Source organism: Actinomadura sp. GTD37 (assembly GCF_041951365.1).
GTDB lineage: Bacteria > Actinomycetota > Actinomycetes > Streptosporangiales > Streptosporangiaceae > Spirillospora.
Genome location: NZ_JBGNUS010000001.1, coordinates 2,399,281 through 2,424,490, shown reverse-complemented (window position 1 = coordinate 2,424,490; position 25,210 = coordinate 2,399,281). Strand labels below are relative to the sequence as shown.

At 70.2% G+C, this 25,210-nt stretch carries 24 protein-coding genes and 1 riboswitch; of the genes, 14 read left to right on the top strand and 10 right to left on the bottom strand.

The features are described from left to right. Positions 1-35 precede the first annotated feature (35 nt). Complete coding sequence (locus tag ACA511_RS11645) at positions 36-824, top strand: DUF2249 domain-containing protein (RefSeq protein ID WP_375024140.1); 789 nt, start codon at positions 36-38, stop codon at positions 822-824. Between the two features lie 67 nt (positions 825-891). Here the strand turns inward: ACA511_RS11645 and metH are convergent, their stop codons facing one another. Then, on the bottom strand, positions 892-4,494 hold the full coding sequence (gene metH / locus ACA511_RS11640) for a methionine synthase (protein ID WP_375024139.1): 3,603 nt from the start codon (positions 4,492-4,494) through the stop codon (positions 892-894). 23 nt (positions 4,495-4,517) lie between these two features. Continuing rightward, a riboswitch (S-adenosyl-L-homocysteine riboswitch) is annotated at positions 4,518-4,598 on the bottom strand. Between the two features lie 85 nt (positions 4,599-4,683). Here metH and ACA511_RS11635 point away from each other — a divergent pair. Next, positions 4,684-5,331 carry a uridine kinase gene (locus ACA511_RS11635; protein WP_375024138.1) on the top strand — a complete coding sequence of 216 codons (648 nt, stop codon included), beginning with the start codon at positions 4,684-4,686 and terminating at the stop codon, positions 5,329-5,331. Here the strand turns inward: ACA511_RS11635 and ACA511_RS11630 are convergent. From ACA511_RS11630 to ACA511_RS11615, 4 genes are all read right to left on the bottom strand, one after another. Beyond that, complete coding sequence (locus tag ACA511_RS11630) at positions 5,310-5,684, bottom strand: DUF6221 family protein (RefSeq protein WP_375024137.1); 375 nt, start codon at positions 5,682-5,684, stop codon at positions 5,310-5,312. The two genes, ACA511_RS11635 and ACA511_RS11630, sit on opposite strands and share 22 nt — an antisense overlap. 59 nt (positions 5,685-5,743) lie before the next feature. Beyond that, positions 5,744-6,997 carry a lipase family protein gene (locus ACA511_RS11625; RefSeq protein WP_375024136.1) on the bottom strand — a complete coding sequence of 418 codons (1,254 nt, stop codon included), beginning with the start codon at positions 6,995-6,997 and terminating at the stop codon, positions 5,744-5,746. A 176-nt stretch (positions 6,998-7,173) separates the two neighbouring features. Continuing rightward, positions 7,174-7,947, bottom strand: a complete 774-nt coding sequence (locus ACA511_RS11620; RefSeq protein WP_375024135.1) for an SAM-dependent methyltransferase — start codon at positions 7,945-7,947, stop codon at positions 7,174-7,176. A gap of 84 nt (positions 7,948-8,031) precedes the next feature. Further along, positions 8,032-9,243: a glycosyltransferase gene (locus ACA511_RS11615; RefSeq protein ID WP_375024134.1), complete on the bottom strand. Its 1,212-nt coding sequence runs from the start codon at positions 9,241-9,243 to the stop codon at positions 8,032-8,034. 4 nt (positions 9,244-9,247) lie between these two features. Between ACA511_RS11615 and ACA511_RS11610 the strand changes: the two genes are divergently transcribed. From ACA511_RS11610 to ACA511_RS11575, 8 genes are all read left to right on the top strand, one after another. Then, entirely contained in the window at positions 9,248-10,615 is a 1,368-nt protein-coding gene (locus tag ACA511_RS11610) for a type I restriction-modification system subunit M (protein ID WP_375024133.1), read from the top strand. Continuing rightward, complete coding sequence (locus ACA511_RS11605; RefSeq protein WP_375024132.1) at positions 10,608-11,636, top strand: hypothetical protein; 1,029 nt, start codon at positions 10,608-10,610, stop codon at positions 11,634-11,636. Before ACA511_RS11610 ends, ACA511_RS11605 begins: the two co-directional genes overlap by 8 nt. A 135-nt stretch (positions 11,637-11,771) precedes the next feature. Further along, positions 11,772-12,191: a hypothetical protein gene (locus tag ACA511_RS11600; RefSeq protein WP_375024131.1), complete on the top strand. Its 420-nt coding sequence runs from the start codon at positions 11,772-11,774 to the stop codon at positions 12,189-12,191. Positions 12,192-12,198: 7 nt separating this feature from the next. Further along, positions 12,199-12,978: a methyltransferase domain-containing protein gene (locus tag ACA511_RS11595; RefSeq protein ID WP_375024130.1), complete on the top strand. Its 780-nt coding sequence runs from the start codon at positions 12,199-12,201 to the stop codon at positions 12,976-12,978. Positions 12,979-13,254: 276 nt separating this feature from the next. Continuing rightward, entirely contained in the window at positions 13,255-13,740 is a 486-nt protein-coding gene (locus tag ACA511_RS11590; RefSeq protein WP_375024129.1) for an ATP-binding protein, read from the top strand. A gap of 227 nt (positions 13,741-13,967) precedes the next feature. Then, complete coding sequence (locus tag ACA511_RS11585) at positions 13,968-15,014, top strand: hypothetical protein (RefSeq protein WP_375024128.1); 1,047 nt, start codon at positions 13,968-13,970, stop codon at positions 15,012-15,014. Positions 15,015-15,073: 59 nt separating this feature from the next. Further along, on the top strand, positions 15,074-15,808 hold the full coding sequence (locus tag ACA511_RS11580; protein ID WP_375024127.1) for a class I SAM-dependent methyltransferase: 735 nt from the start codon (positions 15,074-15,076) through the stop codon (positions 15,806-15,808). 10 nt (positions 15,809-15,818) lie between these two features. Continuing rightward, positions 15,819-16,400, top strand: a complete 582-nt coding sequence (locus ACA511_RS11575; protein ID WP_375024126.1) for a methyltransferase domain-containing protein — start codon at positions 15,819-15,821, stop codon at positions 16,398-16,400. Here the strand turns inward: ACA511_RS11575 and ACA511_RS11570 are convergent. Next, on the bottom strand, positions 16,397-16,525 hold the full coding sequence (locus tag ACA511_RS11570) for a hypothetical protein (protein ID WP_375024125.1): 129 nt from the start codon (positions 16,523-16,525) through the stop codon (positions 16,397-16,399). The two genes, ACA511_RS11575 and ACA511_RS11570, sit on opposite strands and share 4 nt — an antisense overlap. Positions 16,526-16,598: 73 nt before the next feature. Between ACA511_RS11570 and ACA511_RS11565 the strand changes: the two genes are divergently transcribed. From ACA511_RS11565 to ACA511_RS11555, 3 genes are all read left to right on the top strand, one after another. Beyond that, entirely contained in the window at positions 16,599-18,107 is a 1,509-nt protein-coding gene (locus ACA511_RS11565; RefSeq protein WP_375024124.1) for a recombinase family protein, read from the top strand. A 561-nt stretch (positions 18,108-18,668) separates the two neighbouring features. Then, positions 18,669-18,845: a hypothetical protein gene (locus ACA511_RS11560; protein ID WP_375024123.1), complete on the top strand. Its 177-nt coding sequence runs from the start codon at positions 18,669-18,671 to the stop codon at positions 18,843-18,845. Continuing rightward, complete coding sequence (locus ACA511_RS11555; RefSeq protein ID WP_375024122.1) at positions 18,842-20,278, top strand: replication initiator; 1,437 nt, start codon at positions 18,842-18,844, stop codon at positions 20,276-20,278. The genes ACA511_RS11560 and ACA511_RS11555 overlap by 4 nt, the downstream gene beginning before the upstream one ends. A 131-nt stretch (positions 20,279-20,409) precedes the next feature. Here ACA511_RS11555 and ACA511_RS11550 read toward each other — a convergent pair whose 3' ends face one another. From ACA511_RS11550 to ACA511_RS11540, 3 genes are all read right to left on the bottom strand, one after another. Then, a complete protein-coding gene (locus ACA511_RS11550) occupies positions 20,410-20,829 on the bottom strand; it encodes a hypothetical protein (RefSeq protein ID WP_375024121.1) in 420 nt (139 codons plus the stop codon). A 1,183-nt stretch (positions 20,830-22,012) separates the two neighbouring features. Beyond that, on the bottom strand, positions 22,013-22,279 hold the full coding sequence (locus tag ACA511_RS11545) for a hypothetical protein (protein ID WP_375024120.1): 267 nt from the start codon (positions 22,277-22,279) through the stop codon (positions 22,013-22,015). Positions 22,280-22,614: 335 nt separating this feature from the next. After that, on the bottom strand, positions 22,615-22,911 hold the full coding sequence (locus ACA511_RS11540) for a hypothetical protein (protein ID WP_375024119.1): 297 nt from the start codon (positions 22,909-22,911) through the stop codon (positions 22,615-22,617). Between the two features lie 196 nt (positions 22,912-23,107). On the opposite strand from ACA511_RS11540, the gene ACA511_RS11535 reads away from it, so the two are divergent. After that, complete coding sequence (locus tag ACA511_RS11535) at positions 23,108-24,346, top strand: helix-turn-helix domain-containing protein (RefSeq protein WP_375024118.1); 1,239 nt, start codon at positions 23,108-23,110, stop codon at positions 24,344-24,346. Positions 24,347-24,432: 86 nt separating this feature from the next. Here ACA511_RS11535 and ACA511_RS11530 read toward each other — a convergent pair whose 3' ends face one another. Beyond that, positions 24,433-25,116, bottom strand: a complete 684-nt coding sequence (locus ACA511_RS11530) for an exodeoxyribonuclease III (RefSeq protein WP_375024117.1) — start codon at positions 25,114-25,116, stop codon at positions 24,433-24,435. Positions 25,117-25,210 lie beyond the last annotated feature (94 nt).

The window sequence follows — 25,210 nt, the reverse complement described above, 5'->3', positions numbered from 1 at the left end:
TAGTGTTGTGAAAAACAGGGGACTGAGGAGTGCTCATGACCACATCGACCGCGAGCCCGCAGCAGGAGACGGTGCGGGCCATCCTCGACCACCACGAGCGCCTCGGCCGGACCATGGCCGACCACACGCTCACCATCGCGCGCGCCGCCGACCAGCTCACCGCGCCCTACGACCGGCGCGACAAGCTCGTCGCGTTCTGCGCGGACGAGATCATCCCGCACGCCGAGGCCGAGGAGCGGACCCTCTACAAGGCCGCCGAGGACCTGCCGGAGGCCCGCCTGCTGCTGCGCGCGATGCTGCGCGAGCACGTGGTCCTGCGGGAGAAGGTGGCGGAACTCGCGGCGGCCCGGACGCCGGCGGAGGCGGTCGGCGCGGCGGCCGCGGTCAACGCCCTGTTCCAGTCGCACCTGGCGAAGGAGAACGACCTGATCCTGCCCGCGCTCGTCGACGCGGGCGTGAACCTCGGCGCCCTCCTGGACGGCATGCACGAGATCCTCGGCGGGCACGCGGCCGAGGGCGCGGCCGCCGACGACGGCCACCACTGCACCTGCGGCGGGCACGACGCCCACCCCGGCGTGCCGGGCGCGACCGCCGAGGTGGCGGAGGGCGAACTCGACGTGCGGGTCCTCGCGCACGGGCAGCGCCACGGGCAGATCTTCGCGACGTTCGAGGCGCTGGCGCCGGGAACGGCGTTCGTCCTGGTCAACGACCACGACCCGAAGCCGCTCTACTACCAGTTCGCCTCCCAGTACCCCGGCGAGTTCGGCTGGGAGTACGAGGAGTCGGGCCCGGAGGTCTGGCGCGTCCGCATCGGCCGCCCCTGACCGTCCCCGGAAGCACGCCTGACGGCCGCGGCGCGGTGGCCGTCAGGCGTTCTCCGTACCCGGACGCCTACCGGGGGTCGTAGGCGAGGTTCGGGGCGAGCCAGCGCTCCGTCTCGGCCACCGGCAGGCCGCAGCGGGCCGCGTAGTCCTCGATCTGGTCCCTGCCGACGCGGCCGACCGTGAAGTAGCGGGCCGCCGGGTGCGCGAAGATCAGGCCGCTGACGCTGGCGGCGGGCGCCATCGCGAACGACTCGGTGAGCTTCATGCCGAGGCGGCCGGCGTCCAGCAGGTCGAACAGCGTCCGCTTCAGGCTGTGGTCGGGGCTCGCCGGGTAGCCGAGCGCCGGGCGGATGCCGCGGAAGCGCTCGGCGTGCAGGTCCGCGAGGTCGGGCACGGCGCCCGGCTCGAACCAGGCGCGGCGGGCCTCCAGGTGGATGTACTCGGCGAACGCCTCGGCGAGCCGGTCGGCGAGGGCCTTCACCATGATCGCCTTGTAGTCGTCCTTCTCCTCCTCGTACTTCGCGGCGAGGTCCTCGGCGCCGAGGATCGTCACCGCGAAGCCGCCGAGGTGGTCGCCGGACGGGGCGATGTAGTCGGCGAGGCACCGGTTCGGGCGCCCCTCCGGCTTGGACGTCTGCTGCCGCAGCATCGGGAACCGGACGTCCGGCAGGACGATGTCGTCGCCCTCGGAGTGCGCGGGCCAGAACGCGTAGGCGCCGGACGCCTCGAACGAGCCGTCCGCGACGATCTGGTCGAGCAGCTCGTTGCCCTCGTCGAACAGCTCGCGCGCGACGGGCTGGTCGAGGATCGCCGGGTACTTGCCCTTCAGCTCCCAGGCGAGGAAGAAGAACTGCCAGTCGATCATCTCGCGGAGCGCGGCGATCTCCGGCTGGACGATCCGGGCGCCGGTGAAGTCCGGCACCGGCAGGTCGCCGAAGTCGACCGTCTCGCGGTTGGCGCGCGCCTTCCCGATGGTGAGCAGGGGGCGGCGCTGCTTGGTCTCGTGCAGCTCGCGGAGCCGGGCCTGCTCCTTCAGGTTGGCGGTGTGGAGCGCGGCGGCGCGGTCGTCGTCGAGGAGGTCGGAGACGACGCCGACGACGCGGGACGCGTCCAGGACGTGCACGGTCGTCGCCTCGTAGGCGGGCGCGATCTTCACGGCGGTGTGCTGGCGGGAGGTGGTCGCGCCGCCGATGAGCAGCGGCAGCCGCATGCCGCGGCGCTCCATCTCGGCGGCGACGGAGACCATCTCGTCCAGCGACGGGGTGATCAGCCCGGACAGCCCGACCGCGTCGGCGTTCTCGGCGATCGCGGCGTCCAGGATCCTGGCGGCGGGGACCATGACGCCGAGGTCGATGACGTCGTAGTTGTTGCAGCCGAGGACGACGCCGACGATGTTCTTGCCGATGTCGTGCACGTCGCCCTTCACCGTCGCGAGGACGATCTTGCCCTGGCCGCGGTCCTCGGTGACGCGGCCGGCGCGGAGGGCCTCCGCCTTCTCCTCCTCCATGAAGGGCTCCAGGTAGGCGACCGACCGCTTCATCGCGCGGGCGCTCTTCACCACCTGCGGCAGGAACATCTTGCCGGACCCGAACAGGTCGCCGACGACCTTCATGCCGTCCATCAGCGGGCCCTCGATGACGTCGAGCGGACGGGCGGCCTTCTGCCGGGCCTCCTCGGTGTCCTCCTCGATGAAGTCGACGATGCCGTGCACGAGGGCGTGCGAGAGCCGCTGCTCGACCGGCGCGTCGCGCCAGGACAGGTCGACCTCCCGGACGGTGCCCTTGCCCTTGACGGTCTCGGCGAACGACACGAGCCGGTCGGTGGCGTCCGGGCGGCGGTCGAACAGGACGTCCTCGACCAGTTCGAGCAGGTCGGCGGGGATGTCCTCGTAGACGGCGAGCTGCCCGGCGTTGACGATGCCCATGTCGAGCCCGGCCCGGACGGCGTGGAGCAGGAACGCCGAGTGCATCGCCTCGCGGACGACCTCGTTGCCCCGGAACGAGAACGACAGGTTGGAGATGCCGCCGCTGGTGCGGGCGCCGGGGCAGCGCTCCTTGATCCTCGGCAGCGCGTCGATGAACGCCTTCGCGTAGCCGTTGTGCTCCTCGATGCCGGTCGCGACGGCGAGGACGTTCGGGTCGAAGATGATGTCCTCGGCGGGGAAGCCGATCTTCTGCGTGAGCAGGTCGTAGGCGCGCCCGCAGATCTCGACCTTGCGGTCGGCGGTGTCGGCCTGGCCCGTCTCGTCGAACGCCATGACGACGACGCCGGCGCCGAAGTCGCGGACCCGGCGGGCCTGCGCGAGGAACGGCTCCTCGCCCTCCTTGAGGCTGATCGAGTTGACGACGCCCTTGCCCTGGACGGTCTTCAGCCCAGCCTCCAGCACCGTCCACCGCGAGCTGTCCACCATGATCGGGATGCGGGCCGCCTCGGGCTCGGTCGCGATCAGGTTCAGGAACGTCGTCATCTCCCGCTCGCTTTCGAGCAGGTCGGCGTCCATGTTGACGTCGAGGAGGTTCGCGCCGCCGCGCACCTGCTCCATCGCCACGTCCACCGCGGCCTGGTGGTCGCCGGCCTCGATGAGCTTGCGGAACCGCTTGGAGCCGGTGACGTTGGTGCGCTCGCCGATCATGATGAAGCCGGTGTCGGCGCCGATCTCGAACGGCTCCAGGCCGCTGAACCGGCTGGCCTTCGCGGGCCGCGCCACCTCGCGCGGCGCGAGCCCGCGCACCGCCTCGGCGATCTTCGCGATGTGCGCGGGACCCGTCCCGCAGCAGCCGCCGACCAGGTTGACCAGGCCGGACTCGGCGAAGTCGCGCAGCAGGGCGCCGGTCTCCTCGGGCGTCTGGTCGTAGCCGCCGAACGCGTTGGGCAGGCCCGCGTTCGGGTGGCTGGCGACGTAGGTGCCGGCGATCCGCGCGAGATCCTCCACGTGGGGGCGCATCTCCGTCGCGCCGAGGGAGCAGTTCACCCCGACGGCCAGCGGCTCGGCGTGCTCGATCGACCGCCAGAACGCCTCGACGGTCTGCCCGGACAGCGTCCGCCCGCTCAGGTCGACGATCGTCACCGAGATCCACAGCGGCAGCTCGGGGGCGACCTCGCGGGCGGCGGCGATCGCGGCCTTCGCGTTCAGCGTGTCGAAGATCGTCTCGATCAGCAGCAGGTCGGCGCCGCCCTCGGCCAGGCCCGCGATCTGTCCCGCGTAGGCGTCCTTGACCTGGTCGAACGTGACGGCGCGGTAGGCCGGGTCCTCGACGCGGGGGGACAGCGACAGGGTCACGTTGAGCGGCCCGACGGAGCCGGCGACGAACCGGCCCCCGTACTCGTCGGCCGCCTGGCGGGCGAGGCGGGCGCCCTGCACGTTCATCTCGTGCACCAGGCTCTCCAGGCCGTAGTCGGCCTGGCCGATGCTGGTCGCGGTGAACGTGTTGGTCGTGGTGATGTCGGCGCCGGCGTCGAGGTACTGCCGGTGGACGTCGAGGACCACGTCCGGGCGGGTCAGGTTCAGCAGGTCGGGGTCGCCGGTGACGTCCTTCGGGTGGTCGCCGCCGACGCGGTCGCCGCGGTAGTCCTCGGGCTTCAGGCCCGCGCCCTGGAGCATCGTGCCCCAGGCGCCGTCCAGCACCGCGATCCGCTGCTCCAGCAGCTCGCGCAGATTCGTGTGGGTCATGGTTTTCGAGCACCTCCCAGTTCATATGGGAGGCGCCCTTGCTTGAGTCTGTGTCTCGGGCCGAGCGTGGCGGACTCTCGCCCGTTGCAGCGCCTCTCGGCCTGTACCGAGATTACCTTCCCGGGATCCGGTGTGTCAGTCGCGTCCCACGATGCGGGAAGGATCGGGCGACGCGGGAAGGATCAAGGCATGCGAGTACGACCGATCTCGCCCTCGCGCGCGGTCGCCGAGCTGTCCGAGCGGATCGCCGCGGCGGGGCGCGGGTCATGGCTGCGGGTCGCGGTCGACGGCGCGCCGCCTGCGGCTCCGTGGGATCTCGCCGACGCGCTCGTCGCGCCGCTGCGCGCCCTCGGACGGGACGTCGTCCGCGTCTCGGCGCGCGACTTCCTGCGTCCGGCGTCGCTGCGCTACGAGTTCGGACGGGACGACCCGGACGTCTTCTACGACGCGTGGCTCGACGTGAACGGGCTGGTCAGGGAGGTGCTGGCGCCGCTCGCGCCGGGCGGCACCGGGAAGGTGCTGCCGAGCCTGTGGGACGCGGCGCGCGACCGCGCGACTCGGGCGCGGTACGTGTCCCTCCAGCCCGGCGGGGTCTGCCTGCTCGACGGATCACTGCTGCTCAATCGGGGTCTGCCGGTCGACGTGACCGTCCATCTGGCCCTCTCTCCCGGCGCCCTGGCCCGCCGCATGCCGGATGACCGGATCTGGACGCTGCCCGCCTACGCGCGCTACGAGACCGAGGCGGACCCGCTCCGCAGCGCCGACATCGTCCTGAAGATGGACGACCCGGACCGTCCGGCGCTGGTCACCGACGTTCAGGGCCGCCACTCCTCCTGATAGGCGGGGTGCGTCGCGTACGGGAGGGCGAGGAGCCGGAGCACCGATTCGCGGACGGACTGCGCCGCTTCGAGGTCCGGCGTGCGGCCGCCCTGGCCGAGGATCCAGGCGGTCTTCTCGTAGTCGTCGACGATCTGGCGGCGGGCGGCCGCCTCGGCGAGCGTCCGGGCCGGGTCGTGGCGGGCGATGTGCTCGGCGTAGGCGTCGTTCTCCGCCTTCGCGACGTGGGCCGGGTCGCCCGTGTCGACGCCGACCGTCCCGGAGGGCGCGGCCCGCCAGGGGGCGGACGCGCAGTCGCGGGCGATCTGCTCGTCCCTGGCCAGCCGGGCGCGGAGGAACTCCACCAAGTCCATGGGGCCATCCTGCCCTCTGCGAGAGCGGGACGGCCCCGACGGTTCCGCGGCGACCGGAATCAGGCGGCGCAGTTGCCGGTGACGGGCTTGCCGGCGAACCGGTCGGCGAGGAACGTCATCGCGTCCGGCTCGCTCCAGAGCATGCCGGTGGCGTGCTCGGCGAACGTGTAGGTCTTCCAGGTCACGTTCGCGCCCTTCGCGCACCACGCCTTGTGCAGCGTGTCGGCCTGCCCGAACGGGATGATCTCGTCGTAGACGGCCTGCGTCTGCAGCACCGGGACGGCCGGGGCCGTCCCGCCGAGCTTGTTCGCGTTCAGCCGCTGCTGCCACTCGGGCGTGCTCAGCGGGTCGCTGGACGTGTAGTCGCTGATCTTCTTGAAGAGCGTCCCGGCGAGCGTGCCGATGCCGTCGACGCTGACCAGGCAGAGGTGCTCGGCCTTCCGCAGCAGCTCGCGGCCGCTGTCGTTCAGGTACTTCTCCAGGTCCAGCTCGGGGTAGGCCGCGTCGTAGCCGACGGCCGCCATGAACATCAGGCCGACGAACGGGGAGCCGTCCAGGCCCTTGGCGACGGCGAGGAGGTCCGCCGGGACGCCGCCCGCGAAGACGCCCTTGAGGTCGAGGTCGGGGGCGTACGTCTGCGCCAGCTCGGCCGCCCAGCCCGTGGACGTCCCGCCCTGCGAGTAGCCCCAGAGGCCGACCGGCGCGCCGCCGAGGCCCGCGTCCGGGAGCCGCTGCGCGGCCCGCGCCATGTTCAGCACGGCCTTGCCCTGCGACCCGCCCACCTCGTAGGTGTGCTGGCCGGGCGTGCCGAGGCCCTCCATGTCGGTGACGGCGACGGCCCAGCCGCGGCTGAGCGCGTCGGCGACGAAGAACTCCTCGTAGTCCATGCCCTGGGTGAGGGTGTAGGACGGGGCGCACGCGTCGCCCAGGCCCCGCGTCCCGACGCCGTAGGAGACGAGCGGGCGCTTGCCCTGGCCCGTCCACGCCTCGGTCGGGACGAGCACCGTGCCGGACACGGCGGTCGGCCGGCCCTGCACCGTCTCCGACCGGTAGAGGACCTGCCACGACTTGACGCCCTCGTACGGCGAGTGGTTGACCGGGTCCATGGTGAACACGGACGGCCGCGACCGGATGACGTCGCCGGGAGCGCCCGCCGGGAGCGGCTCGGGCGGCGTGTAGAACGGATCCTCGGCCGGGGGTCTGCTGTCCTGCGGCGCTGCTGCGGCGGTGCCCTGCAAGGCGGCCGCCGCCATGGCGATCCCGAGGCAGGACGCCGCCGCGGCGCGCATGACCCGGCGGACGGAGATGGACATGGCGGGTAACCCTTCGTCGTCGCACCTGCCGTCGGCGTGACGGCTACCCGACCGTAACGTAATTGGACACTTACTCCAATGAGGCTCGGGATACATCGGAGCGGCCGGTTTTGTCTCCACCTGACAAAACAGCGCCCGACAAAACGGCACCTGACGAAGCGGCTCGGCCGGGGCCGCTACTTGGCCCCCACGCCGCACAGGTAGTAGCCGCCGCCGGCGCCGATGGTCCCCGTGGACGGCTCCGGGCGCCACTCGTCCAGCCGGACGAGACCGGGCTCCAGGAGCGTCCAGCCGTCGAAGAAGGCGAGCAGGCGGTCGCGGGAGCGGTGCGTCATGCCCGTATTGGCCCTGCCGTAGACGCTGACGGAGTTGTCGGTCACGTCGTCGTCGCCGGTGATGTGGGAGATCACGACATGGCTGCCGGGCGCGAGCGCGTCGCGCAGCGCGGCGACCGCCGCGTACGGGTCCTCGTCGTCGCCGAGGCAGTGCAGCATCGACAGCAGCATCAGGCCGACCGGCTCGCCGAGGTCGATGGCGTCGCGGAGGGCGGGGTCGGCGAGCAGCGCGCCGGTGTCGCGCATGTCGTGCCGCAGGACGATCGTCGCGTCGTCGGTGGCCGTCAGCGCGCGGCCGTGCGCGGCGACGACCGGGTCGTTGTCCACGTAGACGACCCGCGCGTCCGGGACCAGCGGCCGGACGACCTCGTGGACGTTCCCCTGGGTCGGGAGCCCGGTGCCGATGTCGAGGAACTGCCGGATCCCGGACAGGGCGAGGTGGCGGGCCGCCCGCTGCATGAACCGGCGGTTGTGCCTGGCCAGGACGGGCGTGAACGGCGCGGCGTGCAGGATCTTCTCGGCGGCCTCGCGGTCGGCGGCGTAATTGTCCTTGCCGCCGAGGTAGTAGTCGTACATCCGCGCGACGTTCGGTATCGAGGGGTTCAGCTCGTCCACAGGGCTCCCTTTGGTCCGAGTCGCATTATGCCGCGCGGCCACTGCCGCCGTAGGGGACGTTTCCGCATTGCGGCCCGCGGTGTTTCACGGCGAGGGGGCGGCCGTCGTGCGGCCTTTCCAGGCGCCGCCGCGGCCGGCGCGGTGGCGGCGCGCGGAGTCGACCGTCATCGCGGCGTACATCAGCGCGATCGCGGGCAGGGCGACGGCCCGCAGCGGCGACAGGCGGTAGAAGCGCAGCATGGGGACGAAGGTGAGCGTCATGATCGTCCAGGCGAGGGCGGCGGCGGTGAGCGCGACCGGTGCGGGGCCGGCGACGGCCGCCGCGAGCGTTGCGGCGGGCGGGACCGCGTAGAGGAGGAGCAGGCCGAGGACCGTGCCCGCCAGCAGGGCCGGGGAGTAGCGCAGCTGGTGGTAGGCGCTGCGGACGATCATCGTCCACAGGTCGGCGAGGCGGGGGTAGGGGCGGCGGCTGACCACGTCCCGGCTCAGGTCGAGGCGGCAGCGCCCGCCGGCGCGCTTGACCAGGCGCCCCATCGCCACGTCGTCGATCAGCGCGCCGCGGATGGCGGCGACGCCGCCCGCCCCCTCCAGCGCGGCGCGGCGGACGAGCATGCAGCCGCCGGCCGCGGCGGCGGTGCGCGACCCGTCGCGGGTGACGCGGCGGAACGGGTAGAGCTGCGCGAAGAAGTACACGAAGGCGGGGACGATCACCCGTTCCCACCCCGTGCGGACGCTCAGCGTCGCCATCTGCGACACGAGGTCGCGGCGGCCGGCGACGGCCTCGGCGACGAGCCGCCTCACGGTGCCGGGCGCGTAGGCGATGTCGGCGTCGGTGAAGAGGTAGTAGTCGGGTTCGCCGGCCGCCCGGACGCCCTCCGACATGGCCCACACCTTGCCCGCCCACCCGTCGGGGCGGTCCCGCGCGGAGACGACGTGCCCCGTCAGGCGGCCGGCGGTCTCGGCGGTGCCGTCGCCGCTCTGGTCGTCGACGACGACCACGCGGAAGGCGCCCGGATACTCCTGGGCGAGCAGCGTCGGCAGGGTCTCGGGGAGGACGGCCGCCTCGTTGCGGGCCGGGACGACCGCCGCGACCTCCGGCCATTCGAGTGGATCGTCCTGTTCCGGCAGGCCGGGTCCGGTTCGCCAGAAAGCGCCGTGGGCGAGGGCCAGATACAGCCATCCGGCCAGTGCCGCCAGCGCCAGAACGTCCACGATCACCACGGTCCGCAGCGTCGCACCGCGCCGGGGCGGCCGTCCACCGGCCACGTCGGGCGGCGCGCCGAACGCTAAAGTCACGCGGATGGACGATGTCCTCTGGAAGGCCGCCGACAAGCTGCGGGGGGCGGTCGACGCGGCGCAGTACAAGGACTTCGTTCTCGGGCTGGTGTTCCTCAAGTACGTCTCCGACTCGTCCGGCGACGGTGGCTTCGTCGTGCCGGCCGGTGCGCGCTGGGCGGACCTCGCCGGAACGTCCGGGGGCCTCGGCGGGCGGATCGACGCCGCCATGGACGCGGTCATGCGGGCCAATCCCCCGCTCGACGGCGCGCTTCCGAAGATCTTCGGCGGCGTGGACGAGCGGCGGCTCGGCGAACTCGTCGGACTGATCGGGGAGGTCAGTTTCGGCGGGAGGGCCGCGCGGGACGTGCTGGGCGAGGTCTACGAGTACTTCCTGGACAAATTCGCCCGCGCCGAAGGGAAACGCGGCGGCGAGTTCTATACGCCGCCCAGTGTGGTGAAGCTGCTCGTCGAGATCCTGGAGCCTTTCAAAGGACGGGTGTACGACCCTTGCTGCGGTTCCGGCGGCATGTTCGTCCAGGCGGAGAAGTTCGTCCTGAGCCATCGGGGGCGGCTGGACGACATCGCCGTGTACGGGCAGGAGGCGAACGAGCGCACATGGCGGCTCGCGAAGATGAACCTCGCCGTCCACGAAATCGCGGGTGACATTCGCCGCTCGGACACCTTCCACGCGGACGCCCATCCCGGTCTCCAGGCCGACTACGTGCTGGCCAATCCCCCGTTCAACATGTCGGACTGGTATCGCGACATCGGTGACCCGCGCTGGCGGCACGGCGTCCCGCCCGCGGGGAACGCCAATTTCGCGTGGCTCCAGCACATCATCTCCAAGCTCGGTCCCGGCGGCCGCGCGGGCGTCGTGATGGCGAACGGCTCGATGTCGTCCCGGCAGTCGGGCGAGGGCGCAATCCGCGCGGCGCTGGTGGAGGCGGGCCTGGTGTCGTGCATGGTCGCGCTGCCGGACCGCCTTTTCCGCAGCACCCCCATTCCGGCGTGCCTCTGGTTCTTCGACCGCGCCCCGCAGGACCGGGTGCTCTTCATCGACGCCCGGAGCATGGGGACGATGGTCGACCGCACCGAACGCGTCCTCACCGGCGACGACATCGCCCGGATCGCCGGGGCGTACCGTTCCTGGCGGGGCCCCGGCTACGCGGACGTCCCGGGTTTCTGCCATTCGGCCGGCCTCGGCGAACTCCGGGCCAACGACCACGTCCTGACGCCCGGCCGGTATGTCGGCCAGGCCCGCGAGGACCCCGGCGGCGAACCGGCGGCCGCGACGGTCGAGCGCCTCACCGCGGAGCTCTTCGCTCATTTCGAGGAGTCGGCGCGTCTCGACCAGGTCGTCCGGACGGAACTGGGCCGCCTGAATGGCTGACGTGACGCTCGGCGAGATCGTCGCCTTCTCGAACGGGAAGTCGCGCCCCGCCGAGGGCTCCGCCTACCGGACGTACGGAGCCAACGGCGTCATCGGCACGGCCGGCGATTTCAACGCGGGCCCCGACAGCACCGTTGTCGGGCGCGTGGGTTCCTATTGCGGGGCCGTCCATTACACCACCGAACCCTGCTGGGTCACCGACAACGCCATCATCGCGGCCCCGAAAGAGGGGGTGAATCCGCGCTACGTCTACTACCTCCTGAAAAGGCTCGCGCTGAACCGCCATCGCATCGGCTCCGGGCAGCCCCTCCTCACCCACGGGATCCTGAACCGCCTCACCACCGCCCGCCGCACCAGGGCGGAGCAGGATTCGGCGGCGGCCGTGCTCGGTGCCCTCGACGACAAGATCGCGGTGAACGACCGCATCGCCGCCGGCGCCGACGCGCTGATCCGCGCCCGCTACGCGACGTTCGCCGCCCGCCCCGCGGCGCGGGTCGGCGACATCGGCGAACTCGTCCGCCGCCACGTCCCTCCCGGGCAGATCGGGAACGCGAACTACATCGCGCTGGAGCACATGCCGAAACGCCGCATGTGGCTGCCGACGTGGACCGACGCGTCCGGCGTCACCAGCGCGAAGGGACGCTTCGCGGCGGGCGACATCCTCTTCGGCAAGCTCCGCCCCTACTTCCACAAGGCCGGGCTGGCGTTCGTGGACGGCGTCGCGTCGACCGACATCCTCGTCGTCCGGCCGAAGGACCCCGGCCACCGCGGCTGGCTCCTCGCCGCCCTCGCGAGCGACGAGATGATCGCCCACGCGTCCGCGGTCAGCGACGGCACCCGCATGCCGCGCGCCGGCTGGTCCGACATCGCCGCCTTCGAGGTCCCCTGGCCGGGAGACGCCGGGGCCCGGGAGTTCACCGCGTTCGTCGCCCCCCTCGCCGCCCGCGTGCGAGCCGCCGCGGCCGAGACCGCGACCTTGGCCGCCCTCCGCGAGACCCTCCTCCCCCGCTTGATTCCCTGAGAAGACAAATCGGGATACGAACGGCAAGGGTGCGCACTTGATTCCTCGTGCGGACGCGGCGGATCTTCCGCGGCCTCGAAACCTACGGCGAGGGGCTCCGTCCGCGAACGCGCCGCCGTCCCCGCCCGCTGCCGGGTGAGCCCCAACCTCGGCACCGGGATCATCTGGGGGCACGCCATGGCGCACGCGGACCTCGAATTCGTCCGCCGCCCCACGCAACGCGACATGGACCAGCGCCTCGCCGCCGGCTGGCGGTCCCCCTGGAAGGGGGGCCCGCAGCTGCGCGTCCGGGTATCGGACGGGTCATGGCGCGAATTCCGGTCGGCCTGCGCCGAGCCGCCCGTCCTCTACACCCGGGAAGGCGACCGGATCCGCCTCTTCGCGGGCGCGGGCCAATGGGAGCTCAGCGCGGGCGACGGCACCCTGAAAGCGGCCGGGCGGGCCGAGAGGCCCGCGTCCGAACTGCTGGAGACGTGGCTCTCGTCCCGGCGCCGCAGGGACCCGCCCGCGGTTTCTGCCCCGCCGTCGTCCAGCGCGGCTGAAACCGGTGCATGATCGAAGGGTGGAATATCTGCTCAGCAACCGGCAGGTCGAGGCCGGGACGCGGTTCGCGGCGATCTCGGAGCTGTTCGACGCCTGGACGTTCCGGCACATGGACGACATCGGGGTCGGCCCCGGCTGGAGGTGCTGGGAGGTCGGCGCGGGCGGGCCGTCCGTCCCCGCCTGGCTCGCCGGACGCGTCGGCGCGTCCGGCCGCGTGCTGGCGACCGACATCGACGTGTCGTGGCTCGGCGACGCGCCGGTCGACGTCCGGCGGCACGACATCGTGCGGGACGAACCGCCCGAGGGGCCGTTCGACCTCGTCCACGCGCGGCTGGTCCTGGTGCACCTGGCCGACCGGGACGCGGCGCTGCGGACGATGGCCCGCAGCCTGCGCCCCGGCGGGTTCCTGCTCGTCGAGGACGCCGATCCGGAGCTCCAGCCGCTCGCCTGCCCCGACGAGCGCGGGCCCGCAGAGCGGCTCGCCAACAGCGTCCGGCGGGGCTTCCGCGCACTGCTCGCCGAGCGCGGCGCGGACCTCGCCTACGCCCGCAGGCTCCCCCGCCTGCTGCGCGACGCGGGCCTGACCGGCGTCCGCGCCGACGCGTACTTCCCGATCGCGTCCCCAGCGTGCGGGGTGCTGGAGACCGCGACCATCCTCCAGGTCCGGGACCGGCTCATCTCCGGCGGCCACGCCACCGGCGACGAACTCGACCGCCTCCTCACCGCGATCGCCGAAGGCGACCTGGGCCTGACCCTGGCCCCCCTCATCTCCGCCTGGGGCCGCACCCCCACCGCCTGACCCATGGCCGAGTCTGGGACGGCCTCCCGCACTCGGCTGCCGACGCCGGACGCGGCCCGTGGCGTCACGGAGCGTCATGGGCGCTGGGTGGGGGGAGGGGCTTGCGTGCGTGCAAGGGGCGGTGACTCGGGTGCGCGGGGTGCGTCAGAGTCTGAGTTGTTGAACTCCACGTCCGACTTCGATTTGGCCTGAGAACTCATGTTCGCTTACAGCCCGACACGGAGACGTGAAACCGACGCAGCCATGAACACTTCTGACGCGTCGCCCGGAGGAGCCGTGCTGGTTCCGGAACCTTCCCTCGAACTCGGCGTCCCCGCCGCCTGGAACGCCAACGGCAAGTCGTCCGGGCGGCTCATCGGGGAGATCGAACTCGCCGCGACGCCGCCGGCCGTGCGGCTCGCGCGGTCCTACGTGCGCGAACTCGTGGGGCAGCACTTCGGCGCCGACCGGTCCGACCTCGGCGACCTCGAACTGCTGACCAGCGAGGCGGTCACCGGCTCGGTGCTGCACGCGCGGCCGCGCCGGGACGGGACGATCATGCTGTCCGTCCTGCACCTCGACCGGTACGTGCGGGTCGAGGTCACCGACGGCGGGTCCCCGGCCGGGCAGCCGCGGCCGGCGGAGGAGCACCTGCCCGTCCACGGGCGCGGTCTCCTGCTGCTGCAGACGCTCGCCGCCGACTTCGGCGCCCACCGGGGCGGGGACGGGACGTCCACGTTCTGGTTCGGGATGGGCGTCCGGGACGGGTGGCGGCTGCCGTGACGCCGGGGCCGGCGTGCCGGGCGCGGGTGCGGGACGTCCAGGTGCGCAGGGGCTTCCTGGATCTCGCCGGCGCCGCGCCCGCCGCCCCGGGATGACGGGCCGCCATGGCCTCCGCCGCGCTCGCCGCCACCGGTGGCGGAACGGAAACCTCCCTTGATCGCCAACGACCGGCGGCCGGCGCCTCGCTAGGATCGGAGCGCCGACCAACGCCGCATCGAGGGCGAGTGATGACAGCGGACGGTACGCCGAAGTCCCTCTCCGACATCACCCGCGACATGGGCCTGAACATGTCCGATGTGGCGGCGTTCTCCGGGCTCGACGAGAGCACCATCTTCCGCCTGTGGGACAACGTCGAATGGCTCGACCGGATCAGCGGGCGGTCCTTGCAGAGCCTCATGTCGTCCGTTCCGGGGATCGCCGAGTACGCGATGGCGCACGCCGTCCGGAAAAGGCGCGACGGGCTCATCGGCGACCTGCACGCCGAAGGGCTCACCGTCGACCTGCACACCCTGGAGAACTCGGCCGTGGCGCAGCAGCACCTGCTGAACGCGCTGGAGGCGGCGCTGCACATCGTGCGGGGGCAGGCGACGCAGAAGACGTCCTCCTTCATCGCCCGGTTCTGGGGCCGCGAGCAGGACCGCGCCCTCGAGTCGATCTACTCCACCGAACCCGGCCGCGGGCTCCTGCGGGACCCGGGCAAACTCTTCGACGCGTCCATCGACCTGGCGCCCCGGCTGAACCGCAGGAGCTACTCGTTCCACTCGATCCTGGCGCTCAACATCCTCACCCACCAGGTCAGCAAGGTCACCGGGAGGCTGGAGGCCGACCTCGGCTTCGAAGTGCCCGGACGGCAGAGCGCGTTCATGATGCGCGGCGTCGTCATGGGGTCCCTGATCAGCTCGGACGACTTCGACCTCGCCGAGCGGTACCGCAGGGAACTGGGCGCCACGCCCGTCTACGCGGCGCTGGAGGAATGGTCATTCCCGACTTACACCAGAGACGGCCGGATCAGCAGCGACTTCACACTTCCGAGCTCCCTGTCGCTGCACAACACGGCCACCGAGGTGCTGCGCGAGATAGCGGTCTACAACGACGCCTACCTTTACTACCTGGTGTCGACGTACATCCCGCTGGCGCTGAAACGCGATCCCGCGTTCGGCGGCAAGGTCCGCGAGCTGATCCAGGCGCTGGAACTGCGCGCGGCCGACTGCCGGGACAGGACGACCAGACAGACGTGCAACACGCTGGTGCGGCGGCTGAAGGGCGTCGCCTGAGCCGGGTGCGGCACGGAGCATGGAGAGATGGGGAGCCGGTGGAGGACGCGGCGCAAGCCATGGCGAATCTGACGCGTGAAAGGTGGGAGGCCAACGCGCATTACTGGGTCAAGATCATCAGGGAGCGGCGCGACCGGTACCGGACCGAGCTGACCGACGCCGCCGTCCTCGACGCCATCGGCCCGTGCGCCGGCCTGCGCGTCCTGGACGCCGGGTGCGGCGAGGGCTACTTCTCCCGCCGGCTCTCCGGCATGGGCGCGGACGTCACCGGAGTGGACGACGCGCAGGGCCTCATCGACGCCGCCTCGTCGCACCCGTCCTGCGAGGCCGCCTTCACCCGCGCCAGCGTGTACGACCTCCCCATGGGCGACGCCCAGTTCGACCTCGTCCTCTGCAACCACCTGTTCAGCCACCTGCACGACCCGACCCGCGCGATCGGCGAGTTCGCGCGGGTGCTGAAGAGCGGCGGGCGGCTGATCCTGCTGACGCTGCACCCGTGCTTCTACATCGAGAACTCCGAGCACGGCGCGATGAACAGCGTGCCGGCGGCGCAGTACTTCGTCCCCCGGGGCATCGACCAGCGGTTCGAGGTGGACGGCCTGGAGTCCCCGTCGCTGATCACGAGCTGGCTCCGGCCGCTGGAGTACTACGCTGGAACGCTCCGAGACGCCGGGTTCGTCATCGCGGACCTGCGCGAACCGCATCCGACGGAGGAGCAGCTCCGGGAGGATCCGTGGTGGCGCAAGGGCTTCCCCACGGCGATGTTCATGCTGCTGATCGCGGAGCGCCGCTAGGGTCGTCCCCATGGACGACGTGCCGCCCGGCCTGGCCGAGCATCCGGACAGGCTCCGGTGGAACGCCAAGTACGGGGACGCTCCGGCCCTGTCGTCCGCCCATCCGCTGGCGGAGCGGGCGCTGGCCCTGCCGCTGCCGGACGGCGGGGTGCTCGATCTCGCGTCCGGGCCGTCCGGCAGCGCCCTGCTGGCCGCCGCCGCCGGACGCCGCGTGACGGCCGTCGACATCTCCGAGATCGCCCTCGACCGGCTCGGCGCGGAGGCGCGGCGGCACGGCCTCGACTCGCTGATCACGCCCGTCCAGTCGGACCTGGGGGCCTGGCTGCCGGAGCCGCCCGGGTACGCGCTCGTCCTGTGCACCGGGTTCTGGGACCGGAGCGTGTTCGAGCGTGCGGCGCGGGCGGTGCTGCCCGGCGGCCTGCTGGGCTGGGAGGCGTTCACCGAGGACGTCCGCCGGGATCGTCCGCGCATCCCCGCCGAATGGTGCCTCGCACCCGGCGAGCCCGCCTCCCTGCTGCCGGACGGCTTCACCGTCCTCCACGAGGCCGACGACCCCCGCACCGCCAAGCGCCGCCTCCTCGCCCGCCGCTAATCCAGGTCGACGACGACCGGCGCGTGGTCGGACGGCCCCTTCCCCTTGCGCGCCTCCCGGTCGACATAGGCGGACCGGACGCGCCCGGCGAAGACGTCGTTCCCGTAGACGAGGTCGATGCGCATCCCCAGATCCTTATGGAACGCCCCGGCCCGGTAATCCCAGTAGGTATCTTGATGCACCTCCAGGGAGGCCCGGATGGCAGTGACCGAGAGTGACCTGATCCCCGTAGTGGACTACGCCCGCGCCAGCGCCGACAAGTCGAAGGACGAGCACACCGTCAACGACCAGAAGAAGGCCAACGAGCAGACGGCCGCCCGTCTCGGCTGCAAGATCGTTGGCAGGTTCTCGGACAACGACAAGTCCGCGATGAAGGACGGAGTCGTGCGCGAGGAGTTCGAGGCCATGCTTCGCGTCATCCGCGAAGGCAGGCTCCCGGACGGGACGCCGGTCTTGGGCTGCATCGTCACCGCCGACGACCGTCTCATCCGCAGGCCGGGAGACTACGAGCGTTTCGTTGACGCCCTCACCTACGAGGAGGGCAGGGTCTACGCCGACAAGCGAGGCTTCAAGGACCTCTACAGCGAAGACGTCGAGAGCATGGGACTCATGGGCGCGGTGATCTCCCGGATGGAGGTCAAGAAGACCCGCCGCCGCCTACGCGACTGGCACCGCGCCCGCGCCGGCGAAGGAGCCCTCACCCCAGGAGGCCGCCCGTTCGGATGGCAGGACGACCGGAAGACGCTCCACCCGATCGAAGCGCCCTTGATGCGTCAGGCCGTCGAGCGAGTCTTGGCAGGAGGGTCGGTCAGCGGAATCTGCACCGAGTGGAATCGCCGGGGCATCAAGACCCCACGCGGGAACGACTGGCATTACCGGACGGTGTCTCGCGCCCTGGTCAATCCCCGCCTGTGCGGCTTCCGCATGATCAGAGGCGAGTTGATCACCGACGAGCGAGGCGAACCGGTAGCGGGCCAGTGGGAGCCGATCATCACGCCCGACCAGTGGCGGGCGATTCACGCGCTCTTCGCCAACAGGCGAGGCAAGCTGGTGGGCCAGGACGGCACGGCCCTAAGCGCGATGCCCCAGGACTACCGCCAACACTCGTACCTCCTCAGCGGCATCGCGCGATGCGGCGTGATCCTGGCGGACGGCACGATGTGCGGCAAGGGCCTACGCGCCGGGGTCGTCAAGTCGGCGGGTTGGCACAGATACGCCTGCCACTCGCCATCCGTCGGGGGATGCGGACGCCTCACCCGTCGAGGGGACCTCGTTGACGAGTTCATCTCGGAGGCCGTTCTCGCCAAGTTGGAGGAGCGGAACGTCCGTTCAACGGGCATAGGCCCATGGCTGGGAGAGTACGAGCTGGAACAGAAGCTTGAACAGATGCAGGAGCTTCGCCAGCGGTTCGCCGCGCACAAGATCTCCAACAGCCTCTTCTTCGGCGAGGTCGAGCGCCTGGAGCCCGAGATCCACCGGCTACGGGCCGAACGCGAACAGCACTCCCTTGCCGCGCAACGGGCCGCCCAGGACGTGACCGACATCCGCCGCCGCTGGTACTCCGACACGGACGACGACCGGTTGGACGTGTCCCAGAAGCGAACCTACATCCGCGAAGCACTTCACGCCGTAATCGTCCACCCCGCAGGGAAGGGGCGACGCCCGTTCAACCCCGACTTGCTTGAGCCGGTCTGGCGCGAAGACTGACCCGCCCGCAAGCACGAGGCCCCGGACACGAAAACCGACCGGGGCCTTTGCTATGTGATCTGTGTCACTACTGGGCGGGTGCAGCCGGACGCCAGCGGACGCTACCGGACGCCAACGGTCACCAGCGGACAACCACACACACGCGCAGCCCCTACTGGCAAGGCGATCTCGCGGGTTTGATCTTCGTGTGCGCGTGGCACAGTTGAGACCGGAGCCGCATCCAGCGACTCCGAGACAAGCGAGTGGCGGACGGGGTCGGCTCCCGTCGCAGGGGTCCCGTGAGGTGACCTCGAACCAAGCGGAAAGCCGCAAAACACTAAATACACAGATCGCCAAGGTGGGCTCTTGGCACGCAAGACCGGGTGCGCGCCCGGGTGGGACTCGTCCCGCGAATAGCTACCTAAAACGAACAGCCCTGGCTAACACGGCACATAAAGAAAGCCACTCGCGCGAAGCACCTACCGGAACGAGTAGGCGTCAGCCTGCCCGCAAACCGGCGTGCCTTCAGTCCCGGAGATCGTCGCGCGCTCCCTAGCTGTGGCCAGGGAGAGGAGTCACGGGTTGAAGCCCAGCCCGGAAGCAGTCGCATGGGGAAAGCGTCAGGCCAGCACATCGCCGCACTGGTCAGACGCCAAGTGGAGCAAGATCGAAGCCATCTTCGGCGTGAAGCTACTCGTACCGGACGAGACCGAGCAGCAGGACCAAGAGAACGCCGAGACGATGCGGGACGCGGCATGAGCGCCCCGCAGATGCCCGAGCTACCGCCCGAGCTGGCGGCCGCCGTCCAGCGCGCCGCGATGCCGGACTTTGACCGCTGGCACCAGATGATCAAGTCCGCCGGAGGCTGCGAACAGCCCATCCGTCTACGCGGCGAACGCATCACCCTGGACGGCGAGACCGGCGAGCTGATCGAGTCCTACTCGACCGACGACGAGCCGACCGGCTACCTGATCACCGCGTGCGGGAACCGCCGCGCGTCCCGTTGCGCAGCCTGCGCCGAGGTCTACCGAGACGACACCTATCACCTGATCATCTCCGGATTGACCGGAGGCAAAGGCGTCCCCGAAGCGGTCAGCGACCACCCCCGCGTGTTCCTCACCCTGACCGCCCCCTCGTTCGGCGCCGTCCACGCACACCGAACCAAGGCCGGAAAGCCCCAGCCATGCCGCCCCAGACGAGACGACCCCCTATGCCCACACGGCCACCCGGAAGGATGCCGAGCCCGCCACCAGCCCGACGACCCGAGGGTGGGGCAGCCGATCTGCGCCGACTGCTACGACTATCCCGCCGCCGTCCTATGGAACGCCCACGCCCCCGAGCTATGGCGACGCCTGACCCTTACCGTCCCGAAGCTCATCACGGCTGAACTAGGCATCACCCACAAAGCCCTACGCGAACAGGCCCGCCTGTCCTACGCCCGAGTCATCGAGTACCAACGACGCGGCCTCATCCACTTCCACGCCGTTGTCCGCTTGGACGGGCCAGACGGCCCCGACCAGCCCCCACCCCCATGGGCCACCACCGAACTACTGGAGCGCACTCTCCGCACCGCCGCCGCACAGGTCGAAGCGCCGGCCCCGAGCCCGGATGACACAAGCCCGCCGCTCATCCTCCGATGGGGCCGCCAGCTCGACACCCAGCCCATCCAGGTAGCCGCCGAGCTGGACGGCATCGCCGACAGACACGTGGCCCGCTACGTCGCCAAGTACGCCACCAAGGGAGCCGAGGACTCCGGCACCGTAGACCGCCCCATCCGCTACGCCACCCAGATCAACTCACTCAAGGTCTCCGACCACGCCCGCCGCATGATCTGGACGTGCTTCACTCTGGCCGACCTGCCCGAGTACCACGACCTACGCCTACGCAACTGGGCTCACATGCTCGGCTACGGCGGACACTTCTCCTCCAAGTCCCGCCGTTACTCAGTCACCCTCACCGAGCTACGCCAGGCCCGCGCCGACCACGCCGCCCAAGCAGCCCGCCAGGCCACAGGCCAACCCGAACCAGACCCCAACCGCCCCACCGTGACGACCGGCCAATGGAAGTACCTCGGCAGCGGCCTCCTACACGGCGAACACTTCTGGGCCGAGCAAGCCCGCACCCGCATCCAACAGGCGAGAGCCATCCGCGACCAACACACAGAGCGTGACGAAGACCGGAAGTCAAGCTAGCCAGACCACCCGACGTCGAGGAGTTTCACTACAGAGTCAAGGGCGCCGCTCCGCGCCGCCGAGCACGCCGGACGCGCCTGGCCTATTCCGTCGCCCTCACCATGTTGTTCTCACACTCGGTCGACGGTCCTCTAACGACATAGTCGATTAAACACCAAGGCGCGCAGGCAACCTGTATCTTTCACCCTCATGAGCGACCAGTCGGGCCAGAGCGGGCAACCCGAGGGGGAACCTGCCCGCCAATCAGTCGATCCCCAAATCATCTCCGCGAGAATTACTTCCCGCAATGCAATTTTGGCTGCAGCAATAACAGCTCTTGCTGCCGTGATCGTGGCCATAATAGGACCCTGGGCTGCGGCCAAATTCAACAACAGCCCCGCCAGCAACGACGAGGTCAATACAACACCAGAAGCAAAGGCGACGTCATCACCAAAAGCCCAAGCTCCTAATGCCATTAAAGCACCGACATCAACGCCATCAAGCACCTCTCCAGCGTCCCAGGTTAGATTTTCCGGGAAGGTATCGATTACCAACCGGGGAGAAAGGGACATGGACACAAACCCTCCAATTACTGTCGAAGACTCGAACGGTGCCGGCGACTTTAGTATCAATATGTTTGACGCACGAGTCTACGCGAGCGAAGGAACAACTTGGGCCAAGTGGGAGTCGAACAGGAAGCCGTCTTACACTGACTGCGCGAACTACGCAGATGCTGCAGGCGTGACTGCAATGAAGACATACATAGGCGAAACATTTTGCTTCAGAACCAACGGAAATAGGGTCGGCCGCATGAAAGTAATCGAGGAACCTGACTGCTATTGCCAAATTTATAGTGCGACAATATGGGAGCGGCAGTAACGCGGCTCCAAATCAAGTGCTACACGCTATCCCGATCCCAACCTCGCCCATCCAACAGCCTGCCACAAAACACGCCCTCACGCGAAATTATCCTTCAAATGCTTCGACCCGTTCACGCGAGCACATAATCTTACTTGAGCACATTGGAGGCCAATAACTTCCTCATGAGCTTAAGCCGCTGGCCGGTTCCGGACTTGCACGGGGACCCCTCGCGGGGCCTCGGGACGGGCCATTGCGGGCAGGCAGGTGCTGCCCGTCCGCCGGTCGAGGCTACGAGGCCCCGCCCCCGCGCAAGTCCGGAACCGTCCAGCTTTAACGTGCGGGTTGCCCGACGCTTGGGATTTGATTTCGTCAGGTTGGAGCGCGGGGGCGGGTGCGTGGTTGGGCCCGTCCACCGCAGGGCGGGACCGTGGACGGCCGCCGCGCCTTGCGCGTGCGGCCTTGGGGGCCGTTCGCGGCGCGGCCCCGACCACCGCCCCGCCCCACCGTGGACGGCCCGCACGTACCGCACCGCGCAAGCTGAGGTAGGCCCCGCGCCAGGCAGGCCGCACAAGTGCCGGGCAGCGGCTTCTAGGCCGGAGACGCTGGAGACGGAATTGCCGACACGGCGCCGGCCGAACTCCCTTACGGTCGCCCCTCCGGGGTGACCTACGGCCATTCCGCAGGCCCCGACCATGTCAGCACGCAAGGGAAGCCGCGGCCCTCAACTCGCCGCATAGTAGGTGGCCCCGCCTCTCTACTCCGGGGGTGAAGCAGAGAGGCGGGGCGGCAGGTGACGAGCGACGGCCCGAACTCCCCAGCCAGGGCCGCACGTCACCGCCGAGAATGAGGAACGACCCCTGAGCCCCTGCCCCATGGAGGCGTCCCTCTTGTGGCTTACCAGGTGCCAGGGAACATGCAGTGCTTGAGAAGGTCTTCGACCTGTTCGGCAGCGGCTTTGACATCGCCGCAGGGAGCCAGGTAGCCGCGCCGCCCGCGCTCGGCGACGTGGTATCCCCACTCACCGCCCGGCACGGCCAGCACGACTATCCCGAGCCCGACGTGACCGTCGGGGCCGCTGGCGTAGACCCACAGCAGCGGCACCGTGAACCCCTGCGAGCGATAGAGCCGGACGAGACGCCACCCCCGAGGCTTCAAAGCCACGGCCAATAGGTTCAGGAACCTTTCCGCCGTAGCGCCGCCCCGGCACGTCCGCCACCGCAAGACGTGTCGCTCAACCTTGACGCTCAGGGGGCGCACTTGGTCCACAATCTGCCTGCCTTTCATGATCGGTCGGGTGATCCGCGCGCGCACCAGCGGCGGCAGCGGGGAGGAACTTCTGTTGAGGCCATGGCCAAGCCGCAGGGTTCTCGATCGCTTCCCGCAGCTCACGAGGGTTGGTCGCTTCCAGCAGCCGCGCCCCATGCGAGTACGGCACCATGGCCCACCACGCGCCCGTGGCATGCCCGTACCAGGTCACGACTCCGGACGAGGGCGACCTACCCATCGGCCTGCGCGGCGAGCTTGCCCTTAACCGCCACGACCACATCCGCCATGTGCGCGTCGTCGGCCGCAGCGATCGCACCGCCACCGGGGAAGGCGAACCACAGTTCACCACCGCAGACCGCTCGCTGATCACACCGCACCACCACCGGCGACCCGAACGCCGCCGGTACCGACAGCAGCGGATCGGACTCGGCCACCTCCACCGCGTACCCGTGCGACTTGAGCGCCTGCGCCAGCGCCCAGACGCGCAACCGGCGCGCCTCCGTAATCTCCGATGTTTCCGTTGTCATGAGCCGTCCTTCTGTCGAGTGCGGGGACAGAACGAAGCATCCGCAGCGCCGTCGAGATCGATTTCTGCCGATCTAGGTTGACGGCGACGTTTGCCGCACGTTCTATGGCTTTGAGCTTGTCTTTCTCGTCGGATCTCGCAAAGGCACCAGCCAGGGGGCCGGGGAGGGGCCAGACTTGGAGGAGGGAGGGGCCAGCGTGAGCAATGCAAAGCGGAAGAGGTTCGGGGCGTACCTCGCACAGTTGCGCCGGGACGCACGAAAGAGCCAGCGGCAGCTAGCGGAGACGTTGTGTCGGATCTCCGGAACCGCCTCAGTGACGCGCCACGAGATCAGCCGATGGGAGCGAGGCGACCGCGTTCCCGACGTATGGCTACCCGCGCTTGCGACGGCCCTGAGCGTTCCACTCGACACCCTTGAGCGCGGGGCGGCCCATGCACGAGGCGAGGACATCGGCACCGGGCCGCGTAGTCCGGCCGAGGCACTCGCCTATTTCCTGCCCGACCACGATGTTGGGCTCGGGCCTTTGGCGAGCAGTGCGGGACGCCGAGTCGGAGCGACCACCGCCGCCGCCCTTACCGACCGGGCGCACGGCTTACGGCTGGCAGACGACGTTATCGCCGGTGGCGATCTACTCGTCCCAGCGCTCAGGGAGTTGGACGGAGCCGTCCGGCTCTACCGAGAGACGACGCATTCCGAGGAGACCGGCCGCTCGCTCCTCAGCAGCATCGGAGAGATAGCCCAGATCGCCGGATGGATCGCCAGCGACGCGGGCGAGCACGACCAGGCCGCGCGTGCATACCGGCTCGGAGTCTCTGCCGCGCGAGAAGCGGGAGATCTCGCCCTCGTGGGCAACCTCGCCGGAAGCCTCGCCTACCAGCTTTCCAACACCGGCCACGAGGACGACGGGCTAAGCCTCGCCCAGGCTGCCCTAGAGGAGGCAGGCACGGACGCGCCCGCCAAGGCCCGCGCGCTCTTCCTTGACCGAGTCGCATGGGCACGCACCAAGGCGGGCGACGTCCAACCAGCGATGCGCGCACTCGCCGAGGCCCACGAAGCCATGACCGACGAGGACTCGCAGGAGTCCCCCGACTGGGCTTACTGGGTCTCTCCCGAGGAACTCGACGTGATGGACGCCCGCGTCTACACCGAGCTTCGTAAGCCGCTGCGCGCCGTCCCGCTTCTGCAAGAGGTGCTCAGCCGGTACGACTCGACGCACACTCGTGAGTTGGCTCTCTACCTCTCGTGGCTGGCTGTCGCCCTCGTGGACGCCAACGAGCCGGAGGAGGCCGCCATGGCGGCGCGACGGATGCTCGACCTCTCGTCCGACTTCGCCAGCGACCGGACGGCCCGGCGAGGCCGCATCGTCCTGACCAAGCTTGAGCCGTACCGAGACATCCCCGAGGTACGTGAGGTACTCGACACGTACGCGGCTTGAGTCCAGGAAGAACAGGACGTCAAAGCCCCCGCGCCAATCGGCCGGGGGCTTTCGTCTTGTGGCTTAAAGGTGCATCAAGGTACCTTCTAGTCCCAGTAGGTGTAGGGATGTGGGCCCTTCATGGGGGTGGGGACGACGTCGTGGAGGCCGATGTCGCGCAGTTCGGCCAGGGCTCGGCGTTCGGCGGGCGTGACGTGGGTGGAGCCGGCGAAGACCGACGGGTCCCAGACGTCGTCGTCGGTGGGGGCCACGTTGTAGTCGCCGGTCGCCATCAACGGAGTCTCCGGGGACAGTTCGGCGGCGAGCGCGTCGCGCAGGGCCGCGAACCATTCGAGCTTGTAGCGGTAGTGGGCCGACTCCGGGGTGCGGCCGTTCGGCGCGTAGAGCGACCAGACCCTTATACCGCCGCAAGTGGCGCCGATCGCGCGCGCCTCCGGCGCCAGCAGGACCGGCTCGCTGAGCTTGGCCTGGACGCCCTCGCCCCCGGCCCCCTCGGCGTCGGTCTCGCCCTCGTATACGGGCTCGCCCGGGAAGCCGTTGGAGACGTCCTCAATGCCGACCCGTGAAAGAACCGCGACACCGTTCCACCGGCCGTCGCCGTGCGCGGCGGTCTCGTAGCCGAGTTCGGCGACGTCTCCGGCCGGGAACCTGTCGGCGCGGCACTTGGTCTCCTGCAGGCAGACGACGTCCGGCTTCGTCTCGTCCAGCCAGGAGAGGAGGCGCGGAAGCCGGGCCTTCACCGAGTTGACGTTCCACGTCGCGAGGCGCATTCCCCCAGCCTGCCATCCGAGGGGCTCCACTCACCCCGGCCCCGGGGATATCCTGACTGCTTTCCGTCCCCCGCCCGGACGGGCACCGCGATCC

Coding starts and splice junctions, on each gene's coding strand:
- ACA511_RS11645 (WP_375024140.1), top strand. CDS start 36: ATGACCACATCGACCGCGAGCCCGCAGCAGGAGACGGTGCGGGCCATC.
- metH (WP_375024139.1), bottom strand. CDS start 4,494: ATGACCCACACGAATCTGCGCGAGCTGCTGGAGCAGCGGATCGCGGTG.
- ACA511_RS11635 (WP_375024138.1), top strand. CDS start 4,684: ATGCGAGTACGACCGATCTCGCCCTCGCGCGCGGTCGCCGAGCTGTCC.
- ACA511_RS11630 (WP_375024137.1), bottom strand. CDS start 5,684: ATGGACTTGGTGGAGTTCCTCCGCGCCCGGCTGGCCAGGGACGAGCAG.
- ACA511_RS11625 (WP_375024136.1), bottom strand. CDS start 6,997: ATGTCCATCTCCGTCCGCCGGGTCATGCGCGCCGCGGCGGCGTCCTGC.
- ACA511_RS11610 (WP_375024133.1), top strand. CDS start 9,248: ATGGACGATGTCCTCTGGAAGGCCGCCGACAAGCTGCGGGGGGCGGTC.
- ACA511_RS11605 (WP_375024132.1), top strand. CDS start 10,608: ATGGCTGACGTGACGCTCGGCGAGATCGTCGCCTTCTCGAACGGGAAG.
- ACA511_RS11585 (WP_375024128.1), top strand. CDS start 13,968: ATGACAGCGGACGGTACGCCGAAGTCCCTCTCCGACATCACCCGCGAC.
- ACA511_RS11580 (WP_375024127.1), top strand. CDS start 15,074: ATGGCGAATCTGACGCGTGAAAGGTGGGAGGCCAACGCGCATTACTGG.
- ACA511_RS11575 (WP_375024126.1), top strand. CDS start 15,819: ATGGACGACGTGCCGCCCGGCCTGGCCGAGCATCCGGACAGGCTCCGG.
- ACA511_RS11570 (WP_375024125.1), bottom strand. CDS start 16,525: ATGCGCATCGACCTCGTCTACGGGAACGACGTCTTCGCCGGGCGCGTC.
- ACA511_RS11565 (WP_375024124.1), top strand. CDS start 16,599: ATGGCAGTGACCGAGAGTGACCTGATCCCCGTAGTGGACTACGCCCGC.
- ACA511_RS11555 (WP_375024122.1), top strand. CDS start 18,842: ATGAGCGCCCCGCAGATGCCCGAGCTACCGCCCGAGCTGGCGGCCGCC.
- ACA511_RS11550 (WP_375024121.1), bottom strand. CDS start 20,829: ATGTCCCTTTCTCCCCGGTTGGTAATCGATACCTTCCCGGAAAATCTA.
- ACA511_RS11540 (WP_375024119.1), bottom strand. CDS start 22,911: ATGACAACGGAAACATCGGAGATTACGGAGGCGCGCCGGTTGCGCGTC.
- ACA511_RS11530 (WP_375024117.1), bottom strand. CDS start 25,116: ATGCGCCTCGCGACGTGGAACGTCAACTCGGTGAAGGCCCGGCTTCCG.